General features: G+C 66.3%; 23 protein-coding genes and 1 pseudogene. 11 read left to right on the plus strand and 13 right to left on the minus strand.

From position 1 onward, the window contains the following. Positions 1 to 376, plus strand: a pseudogene (locus CO669_RS31785) (carbohydrate ABC transporter substrate-binding protein); the annotation flags it as partial. A gap of 237 nt (positions 377 to 613) precedes the next feature. Here the strand turns inward: CO669_RS31785 and CO669_RS31790 are convergent. The 3 genes from CO669_RS31790 to CO669_RS31800 all read right to left on the minus strand — a co-directional run bounded on the left by CO669_RS31790 (position 614) and on the right by CO669_RS31800 (position 3,967). Continuing rightward, a complete protein-coding gene (locus CO669_RS31790) occupies positions 614 to 1,714 on the minus strand; it encodes an alkene reductase (RefSeq protein WP_097666084.1) in 1,101 nt (366 codons plus the stop codon). Between the two features lie 179 nt (positions 1,715 to 1,893). After that, positions 1,894 to 2,397 carry a DUF1993 domain-containing protein gene (locus tag CO669_RS31795; protein WP_097666086.1) on the minus strand — a complete coding sequence of 168 codons (504 nt, stop codon included), beginning with the start codon at positions 2,395 to 2,397 and terminating at the stop codon, positions 1,894 to 1,896. A gap of 268 nt (positions 2,398 to 2,665) precedes the next feature. Continuing rightward, the gene (locus CO669_RS31800; protein WP_097666088.1) at positions 2,666 to 3,967 is read right to left on the minus strand and encodes a lytic murein transglycosylase; all 1,302 of its coding nucleotides are present in this window, start codon (positions 3,965 to 3,967) and stop codon (positions 2,666 to 2,668) included. A 186-nt stretch (positions 3,968 to 4,153) separates the two neighbouring features. Here CO669_RS31800 and htpX point away from each other — a divergent pair, with 186 nt between their 5' ends. Beyond that, positions 4,154 to 5,101: a zinc metalloprotease HtpX gene (gene htpX, locus CO669_RS31805; RefSeq protein ID WP_097666090.1), complete on the plus strand. Its 948-nt coding sequence runs from the start codon at positions 4,154 to 4,156 to the stop codon at positions 5,099 to 5,101. Positions 5,102 to 5,233: 132 nt separating this feature from the next. Beyond that, positions 5,234 to 5,875, plus strand: a complete 642-nt coding sequence (locus CO669_RS31810) for a tetratricopeptide repeat protein (RefSeq protein ID WP_198964368.1) — start codon at positions 5,234 to 5,236, stop codon at positions 5,873 to 5,875. A gap of 337 nt (positions 5,876 to 6,212) precedes the next feature. Here CO669_RS31810 and CO669_RS31815 read toward each other — a convergent pair whose 3' ends face one another. Further along, positions 6,213 to 6,569 carry a hypothetical protein gene (locus CO669_RS31815; protein ID WP_097666094.1) on the minus strand — a complete coding sequence of 119 codons (357 nt, stop codon included), beginning with the start codon at positions 6,567 to 6,569 and terminating at the stop codon, positions 6,213 to 6,215. A gap of 163 nt (positions 6,570 to 6,732) precedes the next feature. Beyond that, positions 6,733 to 7,533 (minus strand): hypothetical protein, encoded by an 801-nt coding sequence (locus CO669_RS31820; protein WP_097666096.1) that lies wholly within the window; start codon positions 7,531 to 7,533, stop codon positions 6,733 to 6,735. Positions 7,534 to 7,761: 228 nt separating this feature from the next. On the opposite strand from CO669_RS31820, the gene CO669_RS36250 reads away from it, so the two are divergent. Then, a complete protein-coding gene (locus CO669_RS36250) occupies positions 7,762 to 8,055 on the plus strand; it encodes an antibiotic biosynthesis monooxygenase (protein WP_027575542.1) in 294 nt (97 codons plus the stop codon). A gap of 176 nt (positions 8,056 to 8,231) precedes the next feature. Here the strand turns inward: CO669_RS36250 and CO669_RS31830 are convergent, their stop codons facing one another. Beyond that, positions 8,232 to 9,677: a helix-turn-helix domain-containing protein gene (locus tag CO669_RS31830; RefSeq protein ID WP_097666098.1), complete on the minus strand. Its 1,446-nt coding sequence runs from the start codon at positions 9,675 to 9,677 to the stop codon at positions 8,232 to 8,234. Positions 9,678 to 9,907: 230 nt separating this feature from the next. Here CO669_RS31830 and CO669_RS31835 point away from each other — a divergent pair, with 230 nt between their 5' ends. The 3 genes from CO669_RS31835 (at position 9,908) to CO669_RS31845 (ending at position 12,524) form a co-directional block, all read left to right on the plus strand. Then, entirely contained in the window at positions 9,908 to 11,542 is a 1,635-nt protein-coding gene (locus CO669_RS31835; RefSeq protein ID WP_097666100.1) for an isocitrate lyase, read from the plus strand. A 30-nt stretch (positions 11,543 to 11,572) separates the two neighbouring features. Then, a complete protein-coding gene (locus tag CO669_RS31840) occupies positions 11,573 to 11,782 on the plus strand; it encodes a DUF4170 domain-containing protein (RefSeq protein WP_018323282.1) in 210 nt (69 codons plus the stop codon). A gap of 184 nt (positions 11,783 to 11,966) precedes the next feature. After that, a complete protein-coding gene (locus CO669_RS31845; protein WP_097666102.1) occupies positions 11,967 to 12,524 on the plus strand; it encodes a hypothetical protein in 558 nt (185 codons plus the stop codon). A 109-nt stretch (positions 12,525 to 12,633) separates the two neighbouring features. On the opposite strand, the gene CO669_RS31850 is transcribed toward CO669_RS31845, so the two are convergent. Beyond that, a complete protein-coding gene (locus tag CO669_RS31850) occupies positions 12,634 to 13,515 on the minus strand; it encodes a metallophosphoesterase family protein (protein ID WP_097666235.1) in 882 nt (293 codons plus the stop codon). A gap of 107 nt (positions 13,516 to 13,622) precedes the next feature. On the opposite strand from CO669_RS31850, the gene CO669_RS31855 reads away from it, so the two are divergent. The 4 genes from CO669_RS31855 to CO669_RS31865 are packed head-to-tail and all read left to right on the plus strand — an operon-like array spanning position 13,623 to position 15,818. Further along, positions 13,623 to 14,114 carry an NUDIX domain-containing protein gene (locus CO669_RS31855; RefSeq protein WP_097666104.1) on the plus strand — a complete coding sequence of 164 codons (492 nt, stop codon included), beginning with the start codon at positions 13,623 to 13,625 and terminating at the stop codon, positions 14,112 to 14,114. 42 nt (positions 14,115 to 14,156) lie between these two features. Then, positions 14,157 to 14,312 (plus strand): hypothetical protein, encoded by a 156-nt coding sequence (locus tag CO669_RS35780; RefSeq protein WP_158228807.1) that lies wholly within the window; start codon positions 14,157 to 14,159, stop codon positions 14,310 to 14,312. Then, positions 14,309 to 15,244: a glycosyltransferase family 2 protein gene (locus CO669_RS31860; RefSeq protein ID WP_097666106.1), complete on the plus strand. Its 936-nt coding sequence runs from the start codon at positions 14,309 to 14,311 to the stop codon at positions 15,242 to 15,244. Before CO669_RS35780 ends, CO669_RS31860 begins: the two co-directional genes overlap by 4 nt. Before the next feature lie 55 nt (positions 15,245 to 15,299). Continuing rightward, complete coding sequence (locus tag CO669_RS31865) at positions 15,300 to 15,818, plus strand: GNAT family N-acetyltransferase (protein WP_097666108.1); 519 nt, start codon at positions 15,300 to 15,302, stop codon at positions 15,816 to 15,818. A 125-nt stretch (positions 15,819 to 15,943) separates the two neighbouring features. Here the strand turns inward: CO669_RS31865 and CO669_RS31870 are convergent, their stop codons facing one another. The 6 genes from CO669_RS31870 to CO669_RS31895 form a co-directional block, all read right to left on the minus strand. Next, positions 15,944 to 18,313: a TonB-dependent receptor gene (locus CO669_RS31870; protein ID WP_097666110.1), complete on the minus strand. Its 2,370-nt coding sequence runs from the start codon at positions 18,311 to 18,313 to the stop codon at positions 15,944 to 15,946. Positions 18,314 to 18,458: 145 nt separating this feature from the next. After that, positions 18,459 to 18,863, minus strand: coding sequence for a DUF2946 domain-containing protein (locus CO669_RS31875; protein ID WP_198964369.1), 405 nt, complete (start codon positions 18,861 to 18,863; stop codon positions 18,459 to 18,461). A gap of 153 nt (positions 18,864 to 19,016) precedes the next feature. Next, positions 19,017 to 21,080, minus strand: coding sequence for a hypothetical protein (locus CO669_RS31880; protein WP_097666114.1), 2,064 nt, complete (start codon positions 21,078 to 21,080; stop codon positions 19,017 to 19,019). Between the two features lie 7 nt (positions 21,081 to 21,087). Further along, positions 21,088 to 23,904 carry a DUF4159 domain-containing protein gene (locus tag CO669_RS31885; RefSeq protein WP_097666116.1) on the minus strand — a complete coding sequence of 939 codons (2,817 nt, stop codon included), beginning with the start codon at positions 23,902 to 23,904 and terminating at the stop codon, positions 21,088 to 21,090. Beyond that, on the minus strand, positions 23,901 to 24,845 hold the full coding sequence (locus CO669_RS31890; protein WP_097666118.1) for a DUF58 domain-containing protein: 945 nt from the start codon (positions 24,843 to 24,845) through the stop codon (positions 23,901 to 23,903). Before CO669_RS31890 ends, CO669_RS31885 begins: the two co-directional genes overlap by 4 nt. Continuing rightward, positions 24,845 to 25,843 carry an AAA family ATPase gene (locus tag CO669_RS31895; RefSeq protein WP_097666120.1) on the minus strand — a complete coding sequence of 333 codons (999 nt, stop codon included), beginning with the start codon at positions 25,841 to 25,843 and terminating at the stop codon, positions 24,845 to 24,847. Before CO669_RS31895 ends, CO669_RS31890 begins: the two co-directional genes overlap by 1 nt. Positions 25,844 to 25,959: the final 116 nt, after the last annotated feature.

Here is a 25,959-nt window from a genome sequence, read left to right on the forward strand (position 1 = left end):
CTCGCCCGCGCGCGTGCAGTGGACCCCGACCGGCAACAACGTGCCCGACTATCCGAAGCTCGCGCAGCTGTGGTGGCAGAACATCGGCGATGCATCGTCCGGTGCGAAGACGCCGCAGGCGGCGATGGATGCGCTTGCGGCTGCTCAGGACTCCGTCATGGAGCGCCTCGAGAAATCGAACGTACAGGGCGCCTGCGGTCCGAAGCTCCACAAGAAGGAGACGGCCGAGTACTGGTACGCGAAGGCCGAGAAGGACGGCACCATCGCGCCCCAGCGCAAGCTCGCCAACGAGAAGCCGAAGGGCGAGACCGTCGACTACGACACGCTGATCAAGTCGTGGCCGGCAACCCCGCCGAAGCGCGCGGAAGCGAAGTAAGCGCGTCGAGCGTCCTCAAATGCGAAAGGCCGGGAGCGATCCCGGCCTTTTGTTTCGTGCTTGTGATGATGTGGGACGCGCCTCCCACACACTCGATGTCATTGCCTGCGGAAGCGGGCAATCCAGTATTCCAGAGACGGCCGTGATTGAATCGAGAGGCCGCAGCGTACTGGATGCTCCGCCCCCGTGCGCAATTGCGCACTAGGCGGGGCATGACGGTTGTCGTGTGGAGGGTGGTTACTCCGCCGGCTCGGCCGCCAGCGTCGGGTAATCCGTGTAGCCCTTGGCGCCGCCGCCGTAGAACGTGTTCTTGTCCCAGTCGTTCAGCGCTGCGCCCTGCTTCAGCCGCTCGACGAGGTCGGGGTTGGAGATGAAGGGCTTGCCGAAGGCGATGAGATCGGCGGCGTTCGCATCCAGAACCTTGGTGGCGAGATCGAAATCGTAGCCATTGTTGGCGACGTAGGCGCCGGAGAAGCGCTTGCGCAAGGATGCGTAGTCGAACGGCGCGATATCGCGCGGCCCGCCGGTGGCGCCCTCGACGACATGGAGATAGACCAGCTTGAGCGCGCTGAGCCCGTCGACGATGTGGTCGTACAGTGCCTGTGGGTTGGAATCCGAGATGTCGTTGGCCGGCGTCACCGGCGAGATGCGGATGCCGGTACGATCGGCGCCGGCCTCGGCGACGACGGCCCTGGACACCTCCAGCATCAGCCGGGCGCGGTTCTCGATCGAGCCGCCATAGGCATCGGTGCGCTTGTTGGCGCCGTCCTTGGCGAACTGCTCGAGCAGATAGCCGTTGGCGCCGTGGATCTCGACGCCGTCGAAACCGGCTTCCAGCGCGTTCTTCGTGGCGCGCTTGAAGTCGTCGATAATCCCTGGGATTTCGGAGAGCTCGAGCGCACGCGGCTCGGAGACGTCGGCGAAGCCGCCGTTGACGAAGGTCTTGCCCTTGGCGCGGATCGCGCTCGGCGCCACAGGAGCTGCGCCGTTCGCCTGGAGGTCGACATGCGAGATGCGGCCGACATGCCAGAGCTGGATGAAGATCTTGCCGCCGCGCGCATGAACCTTGTCGGTGACCTTGCGCCAGCCGGCGACCTGGTCCTTGGAATAGATTCCGGGGGTGTCCTGGTAACCCTGGCCTTGTTGCGAGACCTGGCTTGCTTCGGTGATCAGGAGGCCTGCGGAGGCGCGCTGGCCGTAATAGTCGGCCGCAAGCGCACCGGGCACGAATGTGCCGGGCACCGCGCGGTTGCGCGTCAGCGGCGCCATGACGAGGCGGTTGGCCAGCGTGATCGGGCCAAGCTTGTAGGTCTCAAACAGTTTGGTCGGACGGCTCATGAGGGATGTTCCAGACGGTGAAAGGTCAGGAACACTTGTGCATCGCGGCATCGAGCGCAAGAGACGAGCCATACGGAAAGTGCAGGCGAGCTACGCGGCAAGCACCGCGTAGCATAATTCATGTGCAATTTCGTCCGCAGCAGCGGATTCCGACTGCCGCGGCCGTGCGATTTCGCAAATCAGTTCGCGCCCAGGAAATCGCGCTTGCCGATCTCGACGCCATTGTTGCGCAAAATGCCGTGAGCAGTCGCGGCGTGGAAATAGAGGTTCGGCAGTGAGAACGCGCTGAGGAATTGCTGGCCCTTCATGGTGATGGATTTGTCCGGGCCGGCCGGGAAAGTGACGTCCTTGCTCTCGGCGCCCTCGAATTGCTCGGGCTTGAACGACTTCACGTAGTCGATCGTCTTCGCCAGCCGCTGCTTCAATTCCGCAAAGCTGGTCTCGGTGTCGGGCGCCGAGGGCACCTCGCTGTGGGTCAGTCGCGCGCAGCCCTTGGTGGCGAAATCGCTGACGAGCTGGATCTGGCGCGACAGCGGCAGCATGTCCGGAAACAGGCGGGAGCCGAGCAGGACGCTCGGATCGATCTTCTTCGCCGCGCAATGCGCCTCGGCTTTGGTGAGCAGCCCGGTCACGCTGTTCAACATCTGCAAATAGGCGGGAACGACGGCGTCGTAGAAGGACATGTGATGCTCGCTTGTGAATGGGAAATCTCAGGAGAAAACCTGAGCCACTCACATGGGAACGTCATGGAAAAATACAATCGCGCAGGGCGCCTTTTGCAGTGCGAAAATTCTATCGCGCCAGCTCCGCTGTCGTCGTCTCCGCACCCTTCGCGGTCATCGCCCGGCTTGGCCTGCGATCCGGTACTCCGCGGCTGGAATTGTGCGAACCAACTATGGCTGCGGCGTACTGGATGCCCCGATCAAGTCGGGCATGACAGCGGATGGAGCTTTACCGCACCGTGCCTGCCGGCTGGGCCTGCGCCGTGCCGCCGCGCATGCGGGCGAGCAGCTCGGCGGTCGGCCAGGAATCGGCGGGCAGGCCGAACTTGACCTGCATCGCCTTCACGGCAGCGCGGCTCTGCTGGCCCAGCACACCGTCGACCTTGCCGACATTGAAGCCGGCACGCACCAGGAGCTGCTGCAATTCCTTGAGCTCGTTGAACGGCAGCTGCGGCACTGGTTGGGCCGGTTTGCGCATGGGGGCGGCGCCCGCGATGCGCGAGGCGAGATAGCCCGCGGTGGTCGAATAGATCAGCGAGTTATTCCATTCGGTGTAGGCTGCGAAATTCGCATAGGCCATGAAGGCCGGACCAAAGCGCCCCATCGGCAGCAGCACGGACGCCGCGAGATTGTCGCTCGGCAGCGGTCGTCCGTCGGGATAGGTGACGCCGAGCTGCGCCCAGGTCGAGCGCGGCTCGCGCACGGTGAGATCGGTCTTCTCCCACGGCAGGTTCGGCGGCACCTTGATCTCTTCCAGCCATGGCTCGCCGCGCCGCCACTTCAGGCCGTTGGCGATGTAGTTCGCGGTCGAGCCGATCACGTCGGCGGGCGAGCGCAACAGGTCGCGTCGTCCGTCGCCGTCATAGTCGACGGCATAGTTGACATAGTGCACCGGCAGGAACTGGGTCTGCCCGAGTTCGCCGGCCCAGGAGCCGATCATCTCGTCGGGATGCAGATCGCCGCGGTCGATGATCTTCAGCGCGGCGATGGTCTCGTTCACGAACATCTCGGAGCGGCGGCAGTCATAGGCCAGCGACACCAGCGATTTCAGCGTCGGCAGATTGCCCATGTTGGCGCCGAAGTCGCTCTCCAGGCCCCAGAACGCGGCGATCACCGCCGGCGGCACGCCATATTCCTTTTCCGCGCGCGCGAACGCTGCGGCATGTTGCTTGATGTGCTGCTGGCCGTTCTGCATCCGATAGGGCGCCGCCATGCGTCCCGCGAATTCGGTGAAGAGCTGGCCGAACACGCGCTGGCCGCGGTCGCGGTTGACGATGCCCTGGTCGTAGACGAGATAGGGCGAGGTCTCCGCGATCGTCCGCTGCGACACGCCGGCGGCGACCGCCTGTTGCTTCACGTCAGCCAGGAAACGATCGAAGCTCGCGCCGTTGTGGCATGAGGCGGCGCGGGGCGAGGGGGCTGTCGCTTTGGGCGCAGCGGTCCTTCCGGGCGGCGGCTGGAGCTGGGCGGAGGCGGGAACGGACAGCGCAGCGAGGGCAACGGCCGCGATCGCAAGTCGGGTCTGGAGCATGGAGTTTCCGGCGGGGAGGGAACGCTTGGATTCTGGGTGAAGTTTAATGGAAGTATGGTGCGCGAACCAGTGCCGCGGCTCCGCGACGCACCTCGAAACCTTGCACTCCGGCCGGGGTCATCCCTACCTCATGCTTGCCGGCCTGCGGACGCCTCCAGCGGCCGCGGCGGGCCTCAGGAGACGGCCATGAACTATCTTCGTACCGCAATGCTGCTCGCCGGCCTGACCGCCCTGTTCATGGGCGTCGGCTATCTGATCGGCGGCGCCTCCGGCGCCATGATCGCGCTCGTTATTGCCGCCGCGATGAATGTCTTCACCTATTGGAACTCCGACCGCATGGTGCTCTCGATGTACGGCGCCCATGAGGTCGACCGTTCGTCCGCGCCTGAGCTGGTCGGGCTCGTCGCCGAGCTTGCGAGCCGTGCCGGCCTGCCGATGCCGCGCGTGTTCCTGATGGACGAGGTCCAGCCGAACGCCTTCGCGACGGGCCGCAATCCCGAAAACGCCGCGGTCGCCGTCACCACCGGCCTGATGCGCCAGCTCAGCCGCGAGGAGCTCGCCGGCGTGATTGCGCACGAGCTCGCCCATATCAAGAATCACGACACCCTGCTGATGACGATCACTGCGACCATCGCCGGCGCGATCTCGATGCTGGCGCAGTTCGGCATGTTCTTCGGCGGCAATCGCGAGAACAACAATGGTCTCGGCATCGTCGGCTCGATCCTGATGATGATCCTCGCCCCGCTGGGCGCCATGCTGGTGCAGATGGCGATCAGCCGCACCCGCGAATATGCCGCGGACAATCTCGGTGCGCGCATCGCGGGACAGCCGATGTGGTTGGCCTCTGCGCTGGTGAAGATCGAGGGGGCCGCGCATCAGGTGCCGAACTACGAGGCCGAGCGAAACCCCGCGACCGCGCACATGTTCATCATCAATCCGCTGTCGGGCCATGGCGTGGACAATCTGTTCGCCACCCATCCCTCGACGCAGAACCGCATTGCCGCGCTTCAGCAGCTCGCGGCCGAGCTCGGGGCGCGGGCCGCTCCGTCGGTCGGCGCCAACGAAAATTATCCCCCGCGCGGCCCGTGGGGACGCTCGTCGTCGGGTGGTCCTTCGCGCGGCCCCTGGGGTTGACGGAAACTCCAGGCGAGATCCGCGCTTTGTGACCTGGCGCACACAGGATCGTCCCGGCCGGTGCTAACAGCGGGGGAGATGCTTTCTTCGAAAGGGGATGCGTGGCCGGCCAAATGCCGGTCGCCGTCGAAGATGACCAGAACTGCCGTGCCATTGCTGATCGTCCTGTGTGTGCTCATCGGTTTGTCGACGCACACGGTCGTCAATTGCGGTGACGAGGACGAGCCCGACGTCTGCTCGGCCGTGATCGGCTTCTCGCCGCTGCGGGGATCGCTGATTGCCTTTGCCTATGAGGGGCGCGGACGGATCGCGTTGCGCCGTGGCGATTTCGGGCGGGCGATCGCCGATTTCGACGAGGCCATTCATCTCAATCCCAACCGTGCGGCGCTCTATCGCGATCGCGCGCTTGCACACCGCCTGAACGGCGACTTCGAGCTCGCCATCGCCGACTATGACGAGGCGATCGCGCATGATCCCAAGCTTGCCGCCCCCTATCACCAGCGCGGCCTCGCGCTCGCTGCCACCGGTGATCTCGACCGCGCCATCCTGAGCTACAACACGGCGGTCCGCCTCGATCCCAGGGATGCCGAGGCCCGCCTCGACCGCGGCCTGGCATTCCTCGCCCGCGGTCAGGCCGACGACGCGCGTGCCGATTTCGAGGCGGCGCTGGCGCTGCCATCAGGCAAGGACGGCCGCGCGCGCGAAGCCGCCCTTGCCAAGCTCGCCGAACTCGCGAGCGCCGAGCCGGCCCAGATGTCGGTGCCGCGAAGGTGAGGGGGCTCTATCCACGAATCCGGGAATCGTAAGGTGGGCAAAGGCGCCCCTGCGCCGTGTCCACGATCTCTTCAATACGACAACCGACGTCTGGCACGCTTCGCTTTGCCCGCCCTGCGATTGAACCTCCACGAGGACGGAGTGAGCCGAAGCCCTCGATCGTCTCCACACGGTCATTGCGAGCGCAGCGATGCAATCCAGAGTCTTTCCACGGAAGAATTCTGGATTGCTTTGCTGCACCAGTGCAAAATTGCTTCGCAATTTCGTCACGGGCTCCTCGCAATGACGAGGTGGATGTGGCTCTTCCATCCCTCGTACGGAGAGAGGCAGGCAGCAGCTACTTCGCCTTCTTGGCTTTGGCCTTCTTGGCCTTGGCGGCCTTCTTCGCCGGCTTCTCGTCCTTGGCCTTCTTCTCGACCTTCACGGCAACCGGCGTGCTGGCCGCAATCCGCATTGACCGCGCGTAGCTGTCGGCGACGTTGTCGGCGGACATCTGCAGGCGCTTGGCGGCGGCGGTGGCCTGCTCCAGGGTGGCCTTGGCCATCAACTTGAAGCGGTCGGCGGTCTCCTTGCTCTTGGCCTTGGCCGCAAGGCCGTTGAAGCGATCCCGCCGCTCCTTGGCGCGGGTCATCAGGCCCGTATGCAGCTGTCTGGCCAGTTGCCGGATCACGACATCCAGGTCGGCGTCCGCCATGTTCTCTTATCCTCTTCGAAAAACGCTATCGATGCGGGCGGGACTATGCAGATCGGGCCCCACCTTGGCAATTCCCGGCTGTGCGTCATCCGCAGCTTCCATCGGCCAAAACTGAAAAAGCCGCGCAGATCGCGCGGCTTTTTGGATGTCTCGGCGGGGCGCCTCACTTCAGCGAGGCAACCGGGCCGTTTGCCGCCGCCGGCTCGGGGTCGAAGCCGAACACGCCGACCAGATATTTGTAATAATCCGGCATCTTCTCCTTGAGCGCCGCGCGCGACTTCGGATCGTGGAATTCGCTCTTTCCGGAGAGGAAGATGCTGGAGGTCACGGCAAAGAACTCCATCGGGTTCTTCATCGCGTAGGACTCCTTGGGCAGCATGTCCTTCGACTTGGCCAGGGCGTAATAGGTGATCACGCCCTTGTTCGCATAGCCGTCCGGCAGCAGCCGCGCGTGATAGGCGTGGAGCAGCTCGTGCAGCAGCACGGCCTCCTTCTCGTAGCGCATCATGTCCGGCCGCAGCATGATCACGCCGAGCCCGGAATCGACCGCGAGGTCGACGGCGTTCGGATTGGTCCAGCGCTGCTTGTTCGGATCCCACACCGTCAGCGTCCGCGGAACGGTGCGGCGGATGTCGGGCGTGACCCGGCCGTAGCACGCGGTCGCGGCGCCTTCGTCCAGGCAGGCCAGCTCGCTCGCGACGATCGGCACGGTATGGAAGAAACGCAGCACGCGCGGCGACAGGCCCGCGCCTTCGACGAGATCGATCTGCTGCTTCAGATTGTCGGTGAGCTTGTCGACGTCCTTGCGGTCGGAATTCTCCGACAGGTCGAACATGTAGCCGCGGTAGCTCTGGAAGCCCGGCGGCAGCAGCTGCGCCGCGTCGGCGTCGAGCGATCCGGCACGAGATGGGCCGGCGAAGAGCGCGCCGACGACGGTCGCGGCCAGCAGCAACGCAATGCGCATGATGAACCCCCTGATGTCACTTCGCCCGGCAGAATAGGCCGCCGTTGTTTGCGAAAAGTGAGTGGGGCGAGACTAGGGCAGCGATGTTGAGGCGTGCTTAACCGTTGGTTGCAGATCGCGCAGGCGAATTAGCGCCGGATTAACCAAGGAGGGTATCCGGGCCCCCCGCTTCGGCGTAACATCCGGTCCGGGCACAACGCCCGCATCAAGAGCCGGGAGGAGGAAGCCATGTATGCCGCCATCCGTCAGGCCAAGGCGAAAAGCGGGAGCGCGGAGGAATTGGCGCGCCGCATCAAGGACGGCGCCGTTCCGATCATCAGCGACGTCGACGGTTTCCGTGCCTATTACGTCGTCTATGCCGGCGACGACACGGTCACCGCGATCTCAATCTTCGACAAGTTCGAGCAGGCCGAGGAAGCGAACAAGCGCGCCATCGCCTGGATCGAGAAGGATCTCGGCCCGCTGCTCGCGGGGCACGCGAGTGCGGCTGCCGGGCCGGTGATCGTGCATACGCTGGCGTGAGGGTCTGGGCCGCTCGCTCTCGCTTCACATTCAACTGCCATCGCCCGGCTTGACCGGGCGATCCAGTACTCCGTGACAGGCGTGATAGGGCCGATGGGCCGCGGCGTACTGGATGCCCCGCTTTCGCGGAGCATGACGGCGGAGTGAGTGGCGCGTGCGTGCCCTTAAGCGTCCCCTCACAATTCCCGCGCATTCGAGAACGCAAAGCTCGACACCCGCCGCGTCGTCTCGTCCAGGATCAGCGTGCGCGTGATCGGGGGCTCGGCGCGCTGGGCGCAGTTTTCGCGCTCGCAGAGGCGGCAATTGACGCCGATCGGCGTGCCCTCGCTCTTCTCCAGGTCGATGCCGGCGGCATAGGTCAGGCGCGCGGCGTGGCGGATTTCGCAGCCGAGGCCAATGGCGAAGCGCGGTTGCGGCAGCGGATGCGGCGCGACGGGACGGCGCACCATCTGCGCGATCGAGAAATAGCGCGTGCCGTCGGAGAGCTCGATCACCTGCTTGAGCAGGCGGTCGGGCGTGTCGAAGGTCGAGTGCACGTTCCACAAGGGACAGGTGCCGCCGAACTTCGAGAACGGGAACGTGCCGGACGAGAAGCGCTTGGAGACGTTGCCGGCATTGTCGACGCGGAGCAGGAAGAACGGAATGCCGCGCGCGTTCGGCCGTTGCAGGGTGGTGAGGCGGTGGCAGACCTGCTCGAAGCCGGAATTGAAGCGCTGCGCCAGCACGTGGATGTCGTAGTTGAGCGCTTCGGCGGCGGCCAGGAATGCCGGATAGGGCATCATCACGGCCGCCGCAAAGTAGTTGCCGAGCGTGATGCGGAACAGCCGGCGCGGCGCATCGTCGAGCGGGCCGGCGCGGCCGATGATGGTTTCCAGGGCTTGCGCGCATTCCCCCAAGCCCAGCTGGAAGGCGAGCTGGAACGCGCGGCCGGGCGGATCGACCAGCTCCGAGATCAGGAGCTGGCGGCGGTGACGATCGAAGCGGCGCAGCGTCTCGCGCATGACGTCGACGGGCATGATGCGGGTCTGGATCGAGTGCTTTTCCCGCAGCCGCGCCGCGAGCGCGGCATAGAGGCCCTCGGCCGGGACGTTCAGCTCGTCGCGGAGAGTCTCCGCGGCCTGCTCGAGTTCCGGAAAATAGTTGCGGTTGGCCTCGATCAGCTCGCGCACGCGCTCGACCGGATTGGCCTCATAGCGGGTGCCGACGTCGCGGTCGGCCATTTGCGCGGCCGCCAGCGTCTCGCCCTGGCGGGCCTCGGTATAGGCCGCATAGAGCCGTTGCAGCGCATGGGTGACGCCGGGGCAGAGCTCGGCGAGGTCGCGCAGCTCCTGCTTGGGCACGTCGATCTGGCGGAACAGCGGATCGGAGAAGATCTCGTTCAGCTCGGCGAAGAATCGGTCCTCGTCGGCGGTGGCGAGGTCGCGCAGATCGAGATCGTAGGTCTCCGCAAGCCGCAGCAGGATCTGCGCCGTTACCGGGCGCTGGTTCCGCTCGATCAGGTTGACATAGCTCGGTGAGATCCCGAGCCCCTCGGCGATCTGGGTCTGCGACAGTCCCAATTGCTGCCGGATCCTGCGGAAGCGGGGGCCGACGAAGAGTTTCTTGCCGGATTCGGCAGCCATGTCTCAGATCTCCGTGCGCGTGAAGGACAGTCTTGCTGACCTATATTTTTACAAGATTTACAAAATTACATCTATTACATGTTCCGATGTTACATGACATCACCAATAAAAAACAAGCCATCTATACGAAGTTTCTGTTTTGGCGTTTAGCTTCTGACACGCATCTCGCAATGCAGTGTCAAGAATGTCGATGGCAAGCCATCGCCATCGTCAGCGAAAGGATCAGTCAGATGAACTACCAGCCGCGCGGCATCAGCACCCTCCAGGGCCCGTCGTCCTATCAGGACGAGGTCAAGGCAGCCCAGGCGCTCCTCGAGACCCAGCCGACCTGGAACGGCGTGTCGGCCGAGGCCGTCGCGCGCATGCGCCTGCAGAACCGTTTCAAGACCGGCCTCGACGTCGCCCGCTACACCGCGGCGCTGATGCGGGCCGACATGGCGGCCTATGACAAGGACCCGACCAAGTACACCCAGTCGCTGGGCTGCTGGCACGGCTTCATCGCCCAGCAGAAGCTGATCTCGGTCAAGAAGCATTTCGGCGGCAAGACCGATCGCACCTATTTGTATCTCTCTGGCTGGATGATCGCGGCGCTGCGCTCCGAGTTCGGCCCGCTGCCCGACCAGTCGATGCACGAGAAGACCTCGGTGCCTGCGTTGATCGAGGAGCTCTACACCTTCCTGCGTCAGGCGGATTCCCGTGAGCTCAACGACATCTTCCGCCAGCTCGACAAGGCCCGCAAGGAAGGCGACAAGACCCGCGAGAAGGAGCTGATCGAGAAGATCGACAACTTCCAGACCCACGTCGTCCCCGTCATCGCCGACATCGACGCCGGCTTCGGCAATGCGGAAGCGACCTATCTGCTCGCCAAGAAGATGATCGAAGCGGGCGCCTGCGCGCTGCAGATCGAGAACCAGGTCTCGGACGAGAAGCAGTGCGGTCACCAGGACGGCAAGGTCACCGTGCCGCACGAGGTGTTCATCGCCAAGATCCGCGCCTGCCGCCACGCCTTCCTCGAGCTCGGCGTCGAAGACGGCATCATCGTCACCCGCACCGACTCGCTCGGCGCCGGCCTGACGCAGCAGATCGCCGTCAGCCACAAGCCCGGTGACATCGGCGACCAGTACAACAGCTTCCTCGATTGCGAGGAAATCACCCCGGAGAACGCCCGTAACGGCGACGTCATCATCAACCGCAACGGCAAGATGATGCGTCCGAAGCGGCTGCCCTCCAACCTCTACCAGTTCCGCCCCGGCACCGGTGCAGACCGCTGCGTGCTCGATTGCATCACCTCGCTGCAGAACGGTGCCGACCTGCTCTGGATCGAGACCGAAAAGCCGCACATCGAGCAGATCGCCAGCATGGTCGACCGCATCCGCAAGGTCGTGCCGAACGCCAAGCTCGCCTACAACAACTCGCCGTCGTTCAACTGGACCCTCAACTTCCGTTGGCAGGTCTACGACGCGATGAAGGAAGCGGGCCAGGACGTCAGCAAGTACAACCGTGCCGAACTGATGAAGGCGGAGTACGACGACACGCCGCTGGCGAAGGAAGCCGACGAGCGCATCCGCACCTTCCAGGCGGATTCGGCCAAGCGCGCCGGCATCTTCCACCACCTGATCACGTTGCCGACCTACCACACGGCGGCGCTCTCGACCGACAATCTCGCCCGCGAGTATTTCGGCGAGCAGGGCATGCTGGGCTACGTCAAGAACGTCCAGCGCGCCGAGATCCGCCAGGGTATCGCCTGCGTGAAGCACCAGAACATGGCCGGCTCCGACATCGGTGACGACCACAAGGAGTACTTCGCCGGCGAGGCTGCCCTGAAGGCGGGCGGTGCCCACAACACGATGAACCAGTTCGGCTAACGCAGCACGCTATTGGACAGGAGACTGACAATGACCAAAGGCAGCAATTTCTGGGTGATCGGCGGCGAGTTCGGTTCGATGAACTTCCACAAGCTCGTGGAAGGCTCGGCCCAGGTGCAGGGTCCGTTCAAGACCCGCAAAGAGGCCGAGGATGCCTGGCGCACGGTCTCGGAAGAGAACCGCCACAAGGCCGGCGTCCGCTTCTCGATCGTGGAAGAGCCCTCGCGCGTCTCGGCCTGATCTCCCGACTTAAGAAGACGTCCAAGGACGGATGGTCCCATCCAGGCTCTGCCTGGGTGGGATCGTCTGTTTTTGGTACAGGTGAAACGCCTGTGGGTGCCTCTAAGCCTCTGGAATTGTAGGTCTTTGCGGCGGGTGTGGTTGCTGATAGGTTAATGGGGATCAGTCGAGGACGAGGCCGCCAATGTCAGAGCCCGAGACCAGCGGGACCCATCCCGGCCAGTCGCGCCCGGTGCGGCTGCGCGATGCGCTGTTGCGCGCGCGGATCGAGGCCGCCGACCGGACCGGCGTCGTCGTCGATCTCAGGGACGCCGAGGTGGCGCGGCTCGAGATCCTCAACGACGCGCTCGATCCCCTGTTCGCTCAGGTGCCTGACCGGATTGATCTGTTCGACCGCGGCATCAGCCAGGGCGATACGCCGCGACTCTGGATCGACGTCGTCGCCCACATCGTGATGGGGCGCGACAAGCGGATGTACCGCTTCGTCCAGGACACCCGGTTCGGCCGCATCGTGCTCGCCGAATCGCACGACACCGCAGCGATCGTCGAGGCCGTCACCGACTATGTCGCGCGCCGCATGGTCGAGCGCGAGCGCGCCATGGTGATCCCGCCCGAACCGCAAGCCCAGGCCGCTGAGCCGCCACCGCGCCGTTCGCGCTTCTGGCCGTTCGTGTTGGGCTTCCTGCTCGGTGCCGCCGCGCTGTTCGGATTTGCCTTGTTCGCGGCCTTGCGGAGCTGGTGAGGCATCTTGCCGTAGCCCGGATGGAGCGCAGCGCAATCCGGGGCCTTCGCGCGACGGACACAGGCGTCCCGGATTATGCTGCGCTCCATCCGGGCTACGGACGGCCGAACTAGATCAGCCTCACATGCTTGATACGTCCGATCTGATATCCCGTTCCCAGCCCCCGCACGGTCTGCTCGCAGCGCCAGCCCGCATTGTCCTTTTCGATGCTGAACAGATTGTACGCCGCCGCCGGGTAGTGGCCGTGCGCGAGCGCGGAGGCCGAGGGCACGCCGAGCGCGGGAATGTTGCCGTTGGGGCCTTCGAACCACATCGTCGAATGAATGTGGTCATGCCCGTGCAGGATCAGCTCGACGCCGTGGCGCTTCAGAACGGCCAGCAGATCGGCGGAGTCCGTCATGCGCTTCTGGCGCGCGGCGGACTTCAGCGGATGATGCACCAGCAGCACGCGGAAGACATCCTCGGAAGCGAGCCGTTCGAGCACCTGTTCGAGAGCCGCGAGCTGGTCGCGTCCGAGCGTGCCCGTCGCCATCAATGGCAGGGTCGGCACCGCGGTCGACAGGCTGATCAGCGCGAGCGGCCCGCGCCGGCGCACCGAGGGAAAGCCGATGCGGCCGTCGTCGCCCGCAAGATAGGGAGCAAACGTCTCGCCGAAGCGATGCGAGGTGGCGCGGACATAGGCGTCGTGATTGCCGGGAATCGTGGTGACGCGGTCGGGCGGGCCGACCTCGTCGAGCCAGGCGCGGGCCGGCGCGAACTCGGCGTCCAGCGCCAGGTTGACGAGATCGCCCGTCACCGCGATGTGGTCGGGCGCCTGCGCCTTCATGTCGGCGACCAGCGCGTCGAGCACCTCGCGGCGCTGGTATTTGTGGCGGTTGCGCGTCCAGTTGACGTAGCCGAGCGCGCGCTTGCCCGCGAGCTCGATCAGCCGCGGCTTCGGCAAGGGCGCTAGATGCGGATCGGACAGATGGGCGAGCGTGAAGGGAGCCAGCGTGTTGGGAGTCATGGCGCGCGATTGCCTCGCTATTGCTCCGCTGTAATGGCAAGGTCGCGAGGACTGCGCAAGCAGCGCCTGAACCGCGGAGTCGAGGAAGTCTGATGGGAGAACGTCTGAACCGGGTCCGACGGAGATGCGAGCCGTTGCTGCGGCGATTCTTCCACGCCTATTTCCTCGTCGTCCGCGGCATGACGCTCGGCGTCCGGGCCGTGGTGCTGGATGCCGAGAACCGGGTGTTCCTGGTCAAGCACAGCTATGTCAGTGGCTGGCACCTGCCCGGCGGCGGCGTCGATCTCGGCGAGACCATGGAGCAGGCGATGCGGCGCGAGCTCAAGGAGGAGGGCGATATCGACCTCACCGGCGAAGCCGCGCTGCACGGCATCTTCCTCAACAGCCACGTCTCCCGCCGCGACCACGTCGCCGTCTACGTGGTCAGGCAGTTCAGGCAGGACCGTATCCCTGCGCCCAACCGCGAGATCATCGAGTGCGGGTTCTTCGCGATCAATGCGCTGCCCGAGGGGACCACGCTTGGCACGCGGCGGCGGATCGCCGAAGTGCTTGATGGTCAGCCGCTGATTGCGACGTGGCGCTGAGGCCGGTCTGTGCTAGTAAGCTGCCCGAAAGAGCGCCTCCGGATGACGATTGCCAAACCCAGCTTCAGCCTGATTTGCCTTGCGATCACCGCCAGCAACATCGTCACGATGTTGCGCTGGAGCGAGGCGCGCATGCTGCCCCGGCAGGCCGCGCCGCACGGGCGCGAGCCGGCAAGCCTCGGAGCGTCGTCGCGATGACCTCAACTCAACTTCGGATCGTGGTGCTGGTGCCCTGCTACAACGAGGAGGCGGCGGTCGCGACCGTCGTTGCCGATTTCCGCAAGGCGCTGCCCTCAGCCGCGATCTACGTCTACGACAACAATTCGCGCGACCGTACGGCAACCCTCGCGCGCGAAGCGGGTGCGATCGTGCGCAGCGAGCGTCGCCAGGGCAAGGGCCATGTCGTGCGCCGCATGTTCGCCGACGTCGAGGCCGACGTCTATGTGCTGGTCGACGGCGACGCCACCTACGACGCACCGAGCGCGCCGCGCATGATCGACAGGCTGCTCGACGATCACCTCGACATGGTCGTCGGCCTTCGCGTCGATCAGGTCCAGGCCGCCTACCGGCTCGGCCACCGCACCGGCAACCGCATGCTGACCGGCTTTCTGGCGTCGACCTTCGGTCATGCCTTCAAGGACATCCTGTCCGGCTACCGGGTGTTCTCGCGCCGCTTCGTCAAGTCCTTTCCGGTTCTCTCCGACGGCTTCGAGATCGAGACCGAGCTGGCCGTCTATGCGCTGGAACTGTCCCTGCCCGTTGCCGAGATCGAGACCCCCTATTACGCGCGCCCCGAAGGCTCGTTCTCCAAGCTCAACACCTGGCGCGACGGGTTTCGCATCCTCGGCACCATGCTCAAGCTCTACCGGTCGGAGCGGCCGCTGCGCTTCTTCACGGCGATCGGAATCCTGCTGGCGGCGGCCTCGGTGATCCTCGCGATCCCGGTTCTGATCACCTTCATCGAGACGGGCCTCGTGCCGCGCCTGCCGACCGCGGTGCTGGCGATGGGCCTGATGATCATGGCCCTGCTCTCGGTGTCGTCGGGGCTCGTTCTCGACACGGTGACGCGAGGGCGGCGGGAGATGAAGATGCTGGCCTACCTGTCCCAACCGGCGTTGAAAAGGAGCTGAGCGGCGTTGCTGCCCGATGGACCGCGCAGCGTTCAGGTGCTATCCCGCGATTGACATGACTGACCTTTCACTCACCATTCTTCCCGAAGCCGCCGGCGACGCTCAGGCGATCGAGCGGCTGCACGAACGTACCTTCGGTCCCGGCCGCTTCGTGCTCAGCGCCTACCGAATCCGCGAGCATGTCGACCATCTGCGCGAATTGTCCTTCACCGCCCGCATCGGTACGCTGCTGGTCGGCTCGGTCCGGCAATTGCCTGTGCTGGTCGGCGAGACGCCGGCGCTGCTGCTCGGGCCGCTCACGGTCGAGCCGCCGTTCCGCGGCCGCGGTGTCGGCCGTCTGTTGATGGAGCGCGCACTCAAGGACGCGAGGGCGAACGGCCACCGTCTCGTGCTGCTGGTCGGCGACGAGCCCTATTACAGCCGTGTCGGATTCAAGCCGGTCCCGAAGGGCCGCGTCACCATGCCGGGTCCGGTGGACGCCGCGCGCATCCTGGTGTTCGAGCTCGTCGACGGCGCCTTCGAAGGCGTCTCGGGAGCGGTCGGCCCCGACTGGAGCAGGGCACGGGCAGGGTAGCTCGGATGGCTTCAGTCATTGCGAGCGCAGCGAAGCAATCCAGGCTGCCTCCGCGGACAGACTCTGGATTGCTTCGTCGCAAGGGCTCCTCGCAATGACGGCGAGTGCCGTCGGCCGACTCAAGCCTAGAACTTGAAGTTCGCGAACGCCCGTACGCCGATGCCGGGCATCAGCACCTCGTCCTTGGTGTAGGATACCGAGTTGCGGATGTTCTCGTTGAGGAGATTGTTGCCGACGATACCGGCCATCATCTCGCGTGCGCCGAACCAGTTGCGATCGAGCTTGGTCTTGTAGCTGATTTCGGCCTTCAGCAGATTGTAACCCGCCGTCGGCGTCTCCGCGATCACCGCGACGTTGTTCTGCGCGAAGGCATGCAGCAGGTTGACCCGCATCAGCCAATTGTCGTCGCGCCAGAACACGCCGCCGCCCATCCGCATGGGGGGAATCCGCGGCACGTTGGTGCCGTCGCTGAAGGTGGCGCGGACGAAGTCGAGCTGGTTCTCGATGCCCCAGATGCCGCCCTGGAACGCGCCGACGTCGAGCTGCGACTGGAATTCGCCGCCGCGGAAATTGGCGTTGCGCTGCGAGTAGACCGCCTGGTTCAGCTCGGCCCCCGGTGTGCCGCAGGAGGCGAAGTCGTCGTCGCAGGACACGCCGGTGAGGCGGCGATAGATGAAATTGTCGAAATGCGTGTAGTAGACGGTCGCCTCGAAGCGGAATGGTCCGGTCGCCCTGCGCACGCCGAGCTCGACCGATTTCGCGGTCTCGATGGTGAGATTGGGATTGCCGATGTCGAACGTCGCGGTTGCATCGTGCCCGCCACGCGAGAACAGTTCGGCCGCCTTCGGCGCGCGCTCGACATATTGTGCGGTGATGCTGCCGACCATGCCGCCCGGCAGATCCTGCAACAGGCCGATGCTGCCGCTCTTCGGCGTGAACGATGGATTACGCGCGATGCCCGCCTGCGGCGTGCCGTCGGGCAAATAATCGGTCGGGAAGTCCGGCGTCGTGCCGTGCAGCTCGACATGCTCGATGCGGCCGGCGATCTGCGCCCGCGTCGCCTCCGTGAACTTGAACTCGTTGAAGGCGTAAGCAGCAACGCGCGTGCTGTTGTTGGGGTCCCACAACCCGTTGAACAGCGTGCCGGGATTGTCCGGGCTCGGCGCGCTCAATTCCTGATGGCCGACCTGGAAGCCCAGCGCCGTCGTCACCTCGGCGAAGCGTGCGTTGAACGGCATCAACTGCACCTCGGTGCGGATCTCCTGCTCCTTGTTGGTGAAGGTCTGGCGGATGCCGTCGCTATTGAGGTCGGCGGGATCGGCGAGGCCGATCTCGTTGTGCCGATAGTCGGTCGCACCGGCCCAGAAGCGGACCGTGTCGATCGCGGCCGCATCGGGATGGTACTCGCCCTTGACGTTGATCTTGGTCTGGTGGCCGTCGATCCGCGTCTTGTGGTCGGCGCCGTCGATGCCGGGGATGTGGTAGAGCGAGTCGTTCTGGGTGATCGAAGCGCCGATATAGCCGCCCTGGAAGAAGTAGGAGCCGCCGATCGAGGCACCGTCCGAACGCGTCGCCGAGTTCGGCTGGCGGCCGTTCACGGAGCGCGACTGGTCGTTCAGATACGGATAGCCCGGGATGGAATAGTCCGAGGTGGTGCGGCCGTAGGCGTCGGCATGGAACGCAAAGTTGCCGCCGCCGGTATCGAGCAGCACGCCGCTTTCAACGCCGCGATCGACCGAGGAGAACGCCGTGCGCGTCTCCGCGGTGACGCAAGGCGAGGTCGCGGCGCTCGCGAGCGGCGCCTTGGCGGGCAGGCCGTAAGCCTGGAACGAGGGCGCACAGGACGGCAGCGCATCCGGAATCCGGTTGTTGGTGGCGCTGACGACCCCGCCGATCGAGGTGGAGCCGTAGCGCAGCGCCGCCGGCCCGCGGACCACCTCGACCTGGTTGGTCGCGAGCGGGTCGATCGGGACGAAATGATCTTCGCCGAGGTCGGAGGCGCCGCCGGAATTGGTGCCGTTCTCGACGATGCCGACGCGGTTGACGTCGAGACCCCTGATGATCGGCCGGCTGGAGGCGCCGGGTGCGAAGCTCGATCCGGTGATGCCGGGCTTGGAGAACAGCAGATCGCCGAGCTGGCCGCCGCCCCCGCGGCGGATTTCCTCGTTCGGCACCACGGTGACCGTGGCGAACTGGTTGGTCACCACCGGCAGCACGCCCTGCTGGGGTGCGGCGGGCGCGGCGCTTGCCGGCGTTGCGTCCGCGGTTTGCTCGCGGCTGCGCGTCCGTGCGGTCCGCGTGCCGCGGCCTGCGTTGCGGGACGGCACCACCGCTCTGCGCACGATCGGGCTCGGAGCCGTCACGGTGACGGCAGGGATCTCGGTCGATGACTTGTCTTGCGCGGGTGTTTGGGCGAACGCGGATGTGGCGGCGGCGCCGAGCAGGAGCAGGCTTGCTCCGCCAAGACGCTGCGCGCGTCGCGATTGAAATGACATGATCCTGATTCCAGTCAGGCGCCGTCCGCATGATGGTGTGCTGATCGGAGGCGGCCTGCCGTCGCGGCGCGACGAAATTCGACTTCAACGGATCCCAGGCCTTCGCCTGGAAGCGGCGAGGCTGGGTGTGATCAAGCGTTGGAGGTCAGGATGCGGGAGGGGCGCGCGGCTGAAACGCCGTGCCTGCCGATTTCAGATGGAGAAACTCGGCATCGGTGGTGCGGTAGAGCAGGTCGATCGCCTGCGGAAGCTGCAACAGGGGCGGCGTTGTGAACACGATCGTGCCCGCCATCGCGACCAATGCGCAGATCGCGCAATTGTCCTCGCCCGGATGCTCGCGGTCGGGAGCGGCGGGCGATTGCTTCTGGCCCGCGGCGCGGTCGATCGCAGCAACGCCGTTGGCGCTGCCGGTCTGCTGCAGCGTGGCCTGGGCGAGCGGCGCGGCCTGCGCGAACCAATGGCTGTGACCGAACGTCAGCGCGAACTGCACCAGCATCGCGAACAACGCGAGCCGGGCGCCGTGCCTGATATTCGACCGGAACCACTTCATCTGGAAAAAGCTACCCCCACATCGCAGGGCGCCGACCCCTCGGTCTCCCACGATGTTATAATGTAACATCGCAGGATCGATCTGCGGATGTCAACGACCCTCAAGCCGGCCAGTGCGGGTGGCGGGCCGATGTGGCGTTCGAGCAACGGAGCGCTAGCGTCCCTCGCGGACCCAAGTGGCGGCGAAGGCGCCGAGCAGCAGCAGCAGCCCGATCAGGCCGGCAAAGATCGGCAGCACGCCGACGCCCTTGACGACGCTGGCGTCGCGCATCCGCACGCCCATCCAGCCGTCGCCGGCAAAGACGCTGGCCGAGCGCACCGGGAGGATTCTCGGCAGCTCGACGCTGGCACTGTCCGCCACGCGCACGGCGCTGCCGCCGGTTGCCTGCGTCAGCGGCTTCAAGGTCTCGACCGTGGAGGTGACTTCCGAAAACTCCTTCGGATTGGTCGGGCCGACATTGATCAGCGCTTTCAGCGTGCCGTCGGTGGCCTGCCACAGCCCAAGCTCGCTCGCCGGCAGATTGGCGCGCCATTCGCCGGGCTCGCCGGGGCTCAGCGTCAAATCGCGCAACACGCCGGACGGCGAGGTCACGCTCACCGGCTGGACGCTGTCCGCCATGGTCTGGCGCACCACGACGAGATCCTTGCCTTGCACCTGGAGGCGCAACGCTTCTTCATCGAGGTCCGGCTGCTTCATCAGCCAGTGCGACATCCGCCTGAGCAGGTCCAGATGCGGGCCGCCGCCCTCATAGCCGCGCGCCCACAGCCAGATGTGGTCGGAGAGCAGCAGCGCGACGCGGCCCTCGCCGAAGCGCGACAGAAACAAAAGCGGCTTGCCGTCGGCGCCCGTCATCACCGGCGGGTTGACGGAATTGCGGGTGTCGACGGTGCGGAAGAACCGGCTCCAGCGCGGCGGCTCGCTGGCGGAGCCCTCCAGGGCGCGGGTGACGGGATGGCGTTTGCCGATGTCCGACAGATGCGCATAGAACGGCTTCTCGGTCACGCCGACCGGCTCGGCCGGCAGCACCGAATCCAGCGGCGTGCGCCAGATGCTGGTGTTGGAGGCGTAGTCGGGGCCGGCCGAGACCAGCACCGCGCCGCCGCCGCGGACATAGCGCGCGATGTTGTCGAAATAGGCGATCGGCAGCACGCCCTGGCGCGCGTAGCGGTCGAAGATGATCAGCTGGAATTCGTTGATCTTCTGCTGGAACAGTTCGCGAGTCGGAAACGCGATCAGCGACAATTCGTTGATCGGGGTGCCGTCCTGCTTCTCCGGCGGACGCAGAATGGTGAAATGCACGAGATCGACGCTGGCGTCGGACTTGAGCAGGTTGCGCCAGGTGCGCTCGCCGGAATGCGGCTCGCCCGAGACCAGCAGTACACGCAGCTTGTCGCGCACCCCGTCGATGGCGACGACGGCGCGGTTGTTCACCGGTGTCAATTCTCGCTCGAGCGGGGAGGCCTCGATCTCGACGATGTTCGGGCCGGCGTGCTTGATGTCGACCTCGACACTCGCAGCCTGGCCGCTCGAGAGGGTGCGCTCGTTGATGACCTCGCCGTCCCTGCGGATCGTGACCTTGGCGCGCTCGCCCGTGACGCCCTGGTCGTCGAGGCGATAGGAGATGGTCTGGGTCTGGCCGACGATGCCGAAGCGCGGTGCCGCGGTGATCGCGATGCGGCGGTCGCGCTCGTCCTTCTGGCCGGTGATCAGGGCGTGCACCGGCGCCTGGAAGCCGAGCGCGGCGGCGTTCGCCGGAATGTCGTGGACGCGGCCGTCGGTGATCAGGAACGCGCCGGCGACGCGGTCGACCGGCACGTCCGACAACGCCGAGGCCAGCGCGCCGAACAGTTTTGTGCCGTCGGTCTCGCCGTCGGCCTGTCCGGCATCGACGACACGCACCTCCAGCCCCTTGATCTTCTTCAGGCTGTCGACCAGCGCTTCCTGCGCCTGCGCGGCCTCGCGATTGCGGCTGCCGAAATTCTGGCTCGGGCTCTTGTCGACGACGACGGCTGCGACCGAGGTCAGGGGCTCGCGGTCCTCGCGGGTGAAGGAGGGATTGGCGAGCGCGAGCAGGATCAGCACCAGCGCGGCCACGCGCACGGCGGCGCCGCGCGCGCGGGCCACCAGCAGCACGAGCGCGATGACGACGATCGCGGCGAGCGCGAGCCACAGCACGATCGCGGGGACAAGCGGCGTGAATGCGATGCCGTAGTTCATGTCGGTCCTATTGCCCCAACCGTTCGATCAGGGCCGGTGCGTGCACCTGGTCGGCCTTGTAGTTGCCGGTCAGCGTGTACATCACGATGTTGGCGCCGGCGCGGTAGGCGAATTCGCGCTGGCGGGTATCGCCGCCGGTCACCGGCAGCATGGCCTGGCCGTCGGGCCGCACGGCCCAGGCGCCGGCAAGATCGTTCGAGGTGATGATGATCGGCGAGACACCGTCGCCGCCGCGCGCCGGCCGCTGTGCGCTGTCCTCGTCCTCGTCTTCGCGCGGCAGGGTCTCGACCCAGGTCTGACCGGTAACGAAACGGCCGGGGAAATCGCGCAGCAGATAGAAGGTCTTGGTCAGCACGTGCTCGCGCGGCACCGGCTCGAGCTCGGGCACGTCGAGCGATGACAGGATCTCGCGCAGCGTCTGCATGCCCGGGGTCTGCGCCGCGCCGTTCGCGCCGGGCGGGGCTTCGATCGCGTCGCGGGTGTCGAACAGCACGGTGCCGCCCTGCTTCATGTAGGCGTCGATCTTGTTGATGGCGTCCTGCGGCGGCTTGGGCGCGCCCGGCACGATCGGCCAGTAGATCAGAGGGAAGAAGGCGAGCTCGTCGCGCGCGGGATCGATCCCGACGGGGTCGCCTGCCTCCAGCGCGGTGCGCTGGGCCAAGAACAGTGTCAGTCCGGACATGCCGGCCTTGACGATGGAATCGACGTCGGCATTGCCTGTCACGACATAGGCGAGGCGGGTCTGCGACGTCGCTCTCATCGCAAAATCGTCTGCGGCGCTGTCGGCGCGTGCCGGCGTCGGCGAGAGCGAGACCAGGCCCGCGAGCACGAGGCCAAGGACGATCATGGCAGGCGCGGCGCGGCGGCGCAGCAGCGCGGCGATGCCGCCGCCGAGCACCGCGACGATGATGGCGTCGATCAGGAACAGCGCGAGCGCCGTCGACAGCAGCCAGCCACGCAAGTCGCGCGGCTCGGCATTGGTGTAGGTGGCGTGCCGGGCGCGCAGGCTCGCGGTGTTGAGGGCCGCGATGCGGTCGGCGGCAGCAAGCGTGTTCACGGCGAGCGGTCCTTCGGCCGGACCATAGAAGCCCGGCGGATGATCTGATGTGGCGCGGTCGCGATAGTCCGCAGGGAGAGGCTTTGCGGTCGCCGGCGGCGGGCCGAAGGCGCCAAAGCCGTCGAGGATGTGCAGCGGCGCCACCGTCTCAGTGGTCGCTTCGCTGGCGACGCCTGCGCCGGGCTTGGACGTGTAGCCGGACATGTCGACCACCCGCCGCAGCAACTCGACGAAGGTGCCCGACATCGGCAGATCCGACCAGCGCATGTCGGCGCTGACATGGAACAGGCTGACGAGGCCCTTGCCGCGATGCTCGCCGGTGACGAGCGGCGTGCCGTCTTCGAGCGAGGCCCAGCTCTTGGTGGCGAGCACCGCGTCGGGCTCGGCCAGCACCTGGCGGCTCACAGTGACGTCCTTGGGGACCGCGACGCCGGCGAATGGGCCGTCGCCGGCGAACGAGGCGAGATGCTGCGGCTTCTCCCAGGTCAGGCTGCCGCCGAGCGTGCGGCCGCCCTTGCGCAGCTTGACCGGCACGAGGTCGTCCTCGGCCTGCGCCAGGCGCGGGCCGGCGAACCGCACCAGCACGCCGCCCTGGTCGACCCAGGCATTGAGGCGCTCGCGCAGCTCCGGCGCGATGGTGCCGACATCGGCGAGGATGATCATCGGCAGCTTCTGGTCCAGAAATTGTGTGATGCCCTGCTGCGGCGAGCCCTTGTCGGCGAGCCTGACGTCGGCGAACGGCGCCAGCGCGCGGGTGAGGTAGAAGGTCGGCGCAAGCAACGGCTGCGCGGTCTCGCTGGTCGAGCCCGAGACGATGCCGATGGCGCGGCGGCGCCAGCGCTTGTCGAGCAGCTGCACCGCGCCGGCGGAGCGCTCGCCCGAGATCTCGAGCCGGGTGATGTCGTTGCGCAGCTCGACCGGCAGATCGAATGCGGCGTCGGTCTCCTTGTCCTGCGGGCCGAACGAGAAGCGCGCTTCGCCGATCGGCGAGGCCTTCTGGTCCAGCGCGCGCACGGTGCCGACCGCGATGCCGCTGTCGGTGCGCAGCACCTTCACCGTCATCTTCGCGGCGGCGTTCTCGGCCGCAACCAGCGCCAGCGGCGCGGAGGTGCCGCCTTCGAAGATGGTCAGGCTGCGCTCGCCGATGGTCTTGCCGAGGCCGGCCACGAAGTCCTCGCCGCGGCCGGTATCGACGCCGTCGGACAGCCAGGCGATCTCGCAATCGCCGGTCGCTTTCAGGAAGCGGTCGACCGCAGCCAGCGTCTCGACGCGGTCGATCGAATAGGGCTTTGGCGCGAGCTGACGCAGCGCGACACGCGCCGCACCCGCCGGCATCAGCGTGATGTCGCGGTTCGGCTCGGACAGCGGCACCAGCGCGATGGCGCGGCGGTCGTTGTCGGCATTGGCGATCAGCTCGTCGGCGGCCCTGATCCTGACATCCCAGTGCGAGGCGGCACTCCAGCCGTCATCGAGCATGATCATCAGCGGCGCCTTGCTGCCGGCAAGCCCGGTTTGCGGATTCCAGATCGGGCCGGCGGCGGCGAAGATGACGAGGGCTGCGGCGAGCAGGCGGAGCGCGGTCAGCCACCACGGCGTTCGCGACGGCGTCTCTTCGCGCGGGGCGATGTCGAACAGCAGGCGGGTCGGCGGAAATTCGATGCGGCGCGGCCGCGGCGGCATCACGCGGAGCAGCCACCACAGCACCGGCAGGCTGACGAGGCCGATCAGGAGCAGCGGTTCGGTGAAGGCGAGCGGCAATCCCATCATGCGACCGGCCCCGCCTTGATCGTGGTGATGCGGGCGCCCGACTTGCTCACTTGCATGCCGGCATGCAGGAACAGCAGGAGCTCGGCCGCGGAGCGGTCGGTGGCGTGCGTGGTGAACAGCCAGTCGAGCTTGTTGGTCTCGGCGCGGATCTGGTCGCGGTGCAGTGCGAGCCGCGCGGTGTAATCCTGCGCCCAGCTCTCGGCGCGGCCGGCGGTGATCACGCCAAAACCTTCGGGCTCGACGAACTCGACGCGCCCGGAATAGGGGAAGCTCTCCTCGGCCGGATCGACGATTTGCACCAGCGTGCCATGCGCGCCGGAGCCGGAGAGGCCCGCGAGCGTGGTCCTGATCTCCTGTAGCGGCGACCAGAAATCCGAGAGCACGATGGTTTCGGCCAGCGCCGCGGGCACGAAGGACGGCGGCAGGCTCAATCGGTCGGCATCGTCATGCAGCATCGCCTGCGCCATCTTGTCGATGACGCTGCGGCTCGCGGTCGGCGCCATCAGGCCGGGAATGCCGACCCGTTCGCCGCCGGAGACCAAGAGCTCGGCCAGCGCGAAGGCGACGATCAGCGTGCGTTCCAGCTTGGATTCGCGCGCGGTCTTCGAGGCGAATGCCATCGAGGGCGAGCGGTCGGGCCAGATCCAGACCGTGTGCGAGGCTTCCCATTCGAGCTCGCGAACATAGAGATGGTCGTCGCGCGCCGAACGGCGCCAGTCGACGTTCTGCGCCGGCTCGCCCGAGACGAAGCGGCGGTATTGCCAGAAATTTTCGCCGGAGCCGGCGCGGCGCCGGCCGTGCAGGCCGTGGATGACGTTGGCGGCGATGCGGCGGGCCTCGAGCACCAGGCGCGGCAAGGAGGCTGCGAGCGTGCGGCTTTCGCCATCAGCTCGTCGGATCGCGATGACCTCCTTCGCCGTGTGCCCGGTCTCTGCGGCCATCAACCGATCCGTGTCTTGAGCTGCTTGATCACGTCCGGAATCGTGCGGCCCTCGGCACGCGCCTGGAACGTCAGCGCCATGCGGTGCTTCAGCACGGGCTCGGCGAGGTCGAGCACGTCGTCGATCGAGGGCGCGAGGCGTCCGTCGATCAGCGCGCGTGCGCGCACCGCCAGCATCAGGGATTGGCTGGCGCGCGGACCCGGGCCCCAGGCGATGAACTTGCCGGCTTCGCCGGCGTCCGGACCCGGGCGGGCCGAGCGCACCAGCGACAGGATGGCTTCGACCACGGAATCGCCGACCGGCAGGCGGCGGATCAGCCGCTGCGCGGTGATCAGCGCATCCGCCGTCATCGCGCCCCTGGCGAGCGTTTCTTCGGCGCCGGTGGTTTCGAACAGGATGCGGCGCTCGGCGTCGCGATCGGGATAATCGACGTCGATCTCCATCAGGAAGCGGTCGAGCTGCGCTTCGGGCAGCGGATAGGTGCCTTCCTGCTCCAGCGGGTTTTGCGTCGCGAGCACGTGGAACGGCTTCGGCAGATCGTGGCGCGCGCCGGCGACGGTGATGTGCTGCTCCTGCATCGCCTGCAGCAGCGCCGATTGCGTGCGCGGGCTGGCGCGGTTGATCTCGTCGGCCATCAGCAGCTGCGCGAACACCGGACCCGAAATGAAGCGGAAGGCGCGCTTGCCCGCGGTGCTTTCGTCGAGCACCTCGGCGCCGAGGATGTCCGACGGCATCAGGTCGGGCGTGAACTGGATGCGCTTGGCATCGAGGCCGAGCGTGACGCCGAGCGTCTCGACCAGCTTGGTCTTGGCAAGGCCGGGCACGCCGATCAGAAGCGCGTGTCCGCCGGAGAGGATGGTGACCAGCGTATTCTCGATCACCCGATCCTGGCCGAAGATGATGGACGCGATCGCATCCTTCGCAGCGCGAATCTGGCTCGACACCTGCTCGGCCGAACGGACGATCCCGTCCTCGAGTTTCTCGACACTCTCCGCCATCCGTTCGCTCCTTCAGCCCGCCCTGCGGCTTGGGCCGTCATGTCACCACATCGCGCAGGTCATCATTTCAGCTCATGGGCCTTATGCTAGACTTGCAGGAAGGCCATGTATTCGTT

This window comes from Bradyrhizobium sp. Y36, assembly GCF_002531575.1.
Taxonomy (GTDB): Bacteria; Pseudomonadota; Alphaproteobacteria; order Rhizobiales; family Xanthobacteraceae; genus Bradyrhizobium.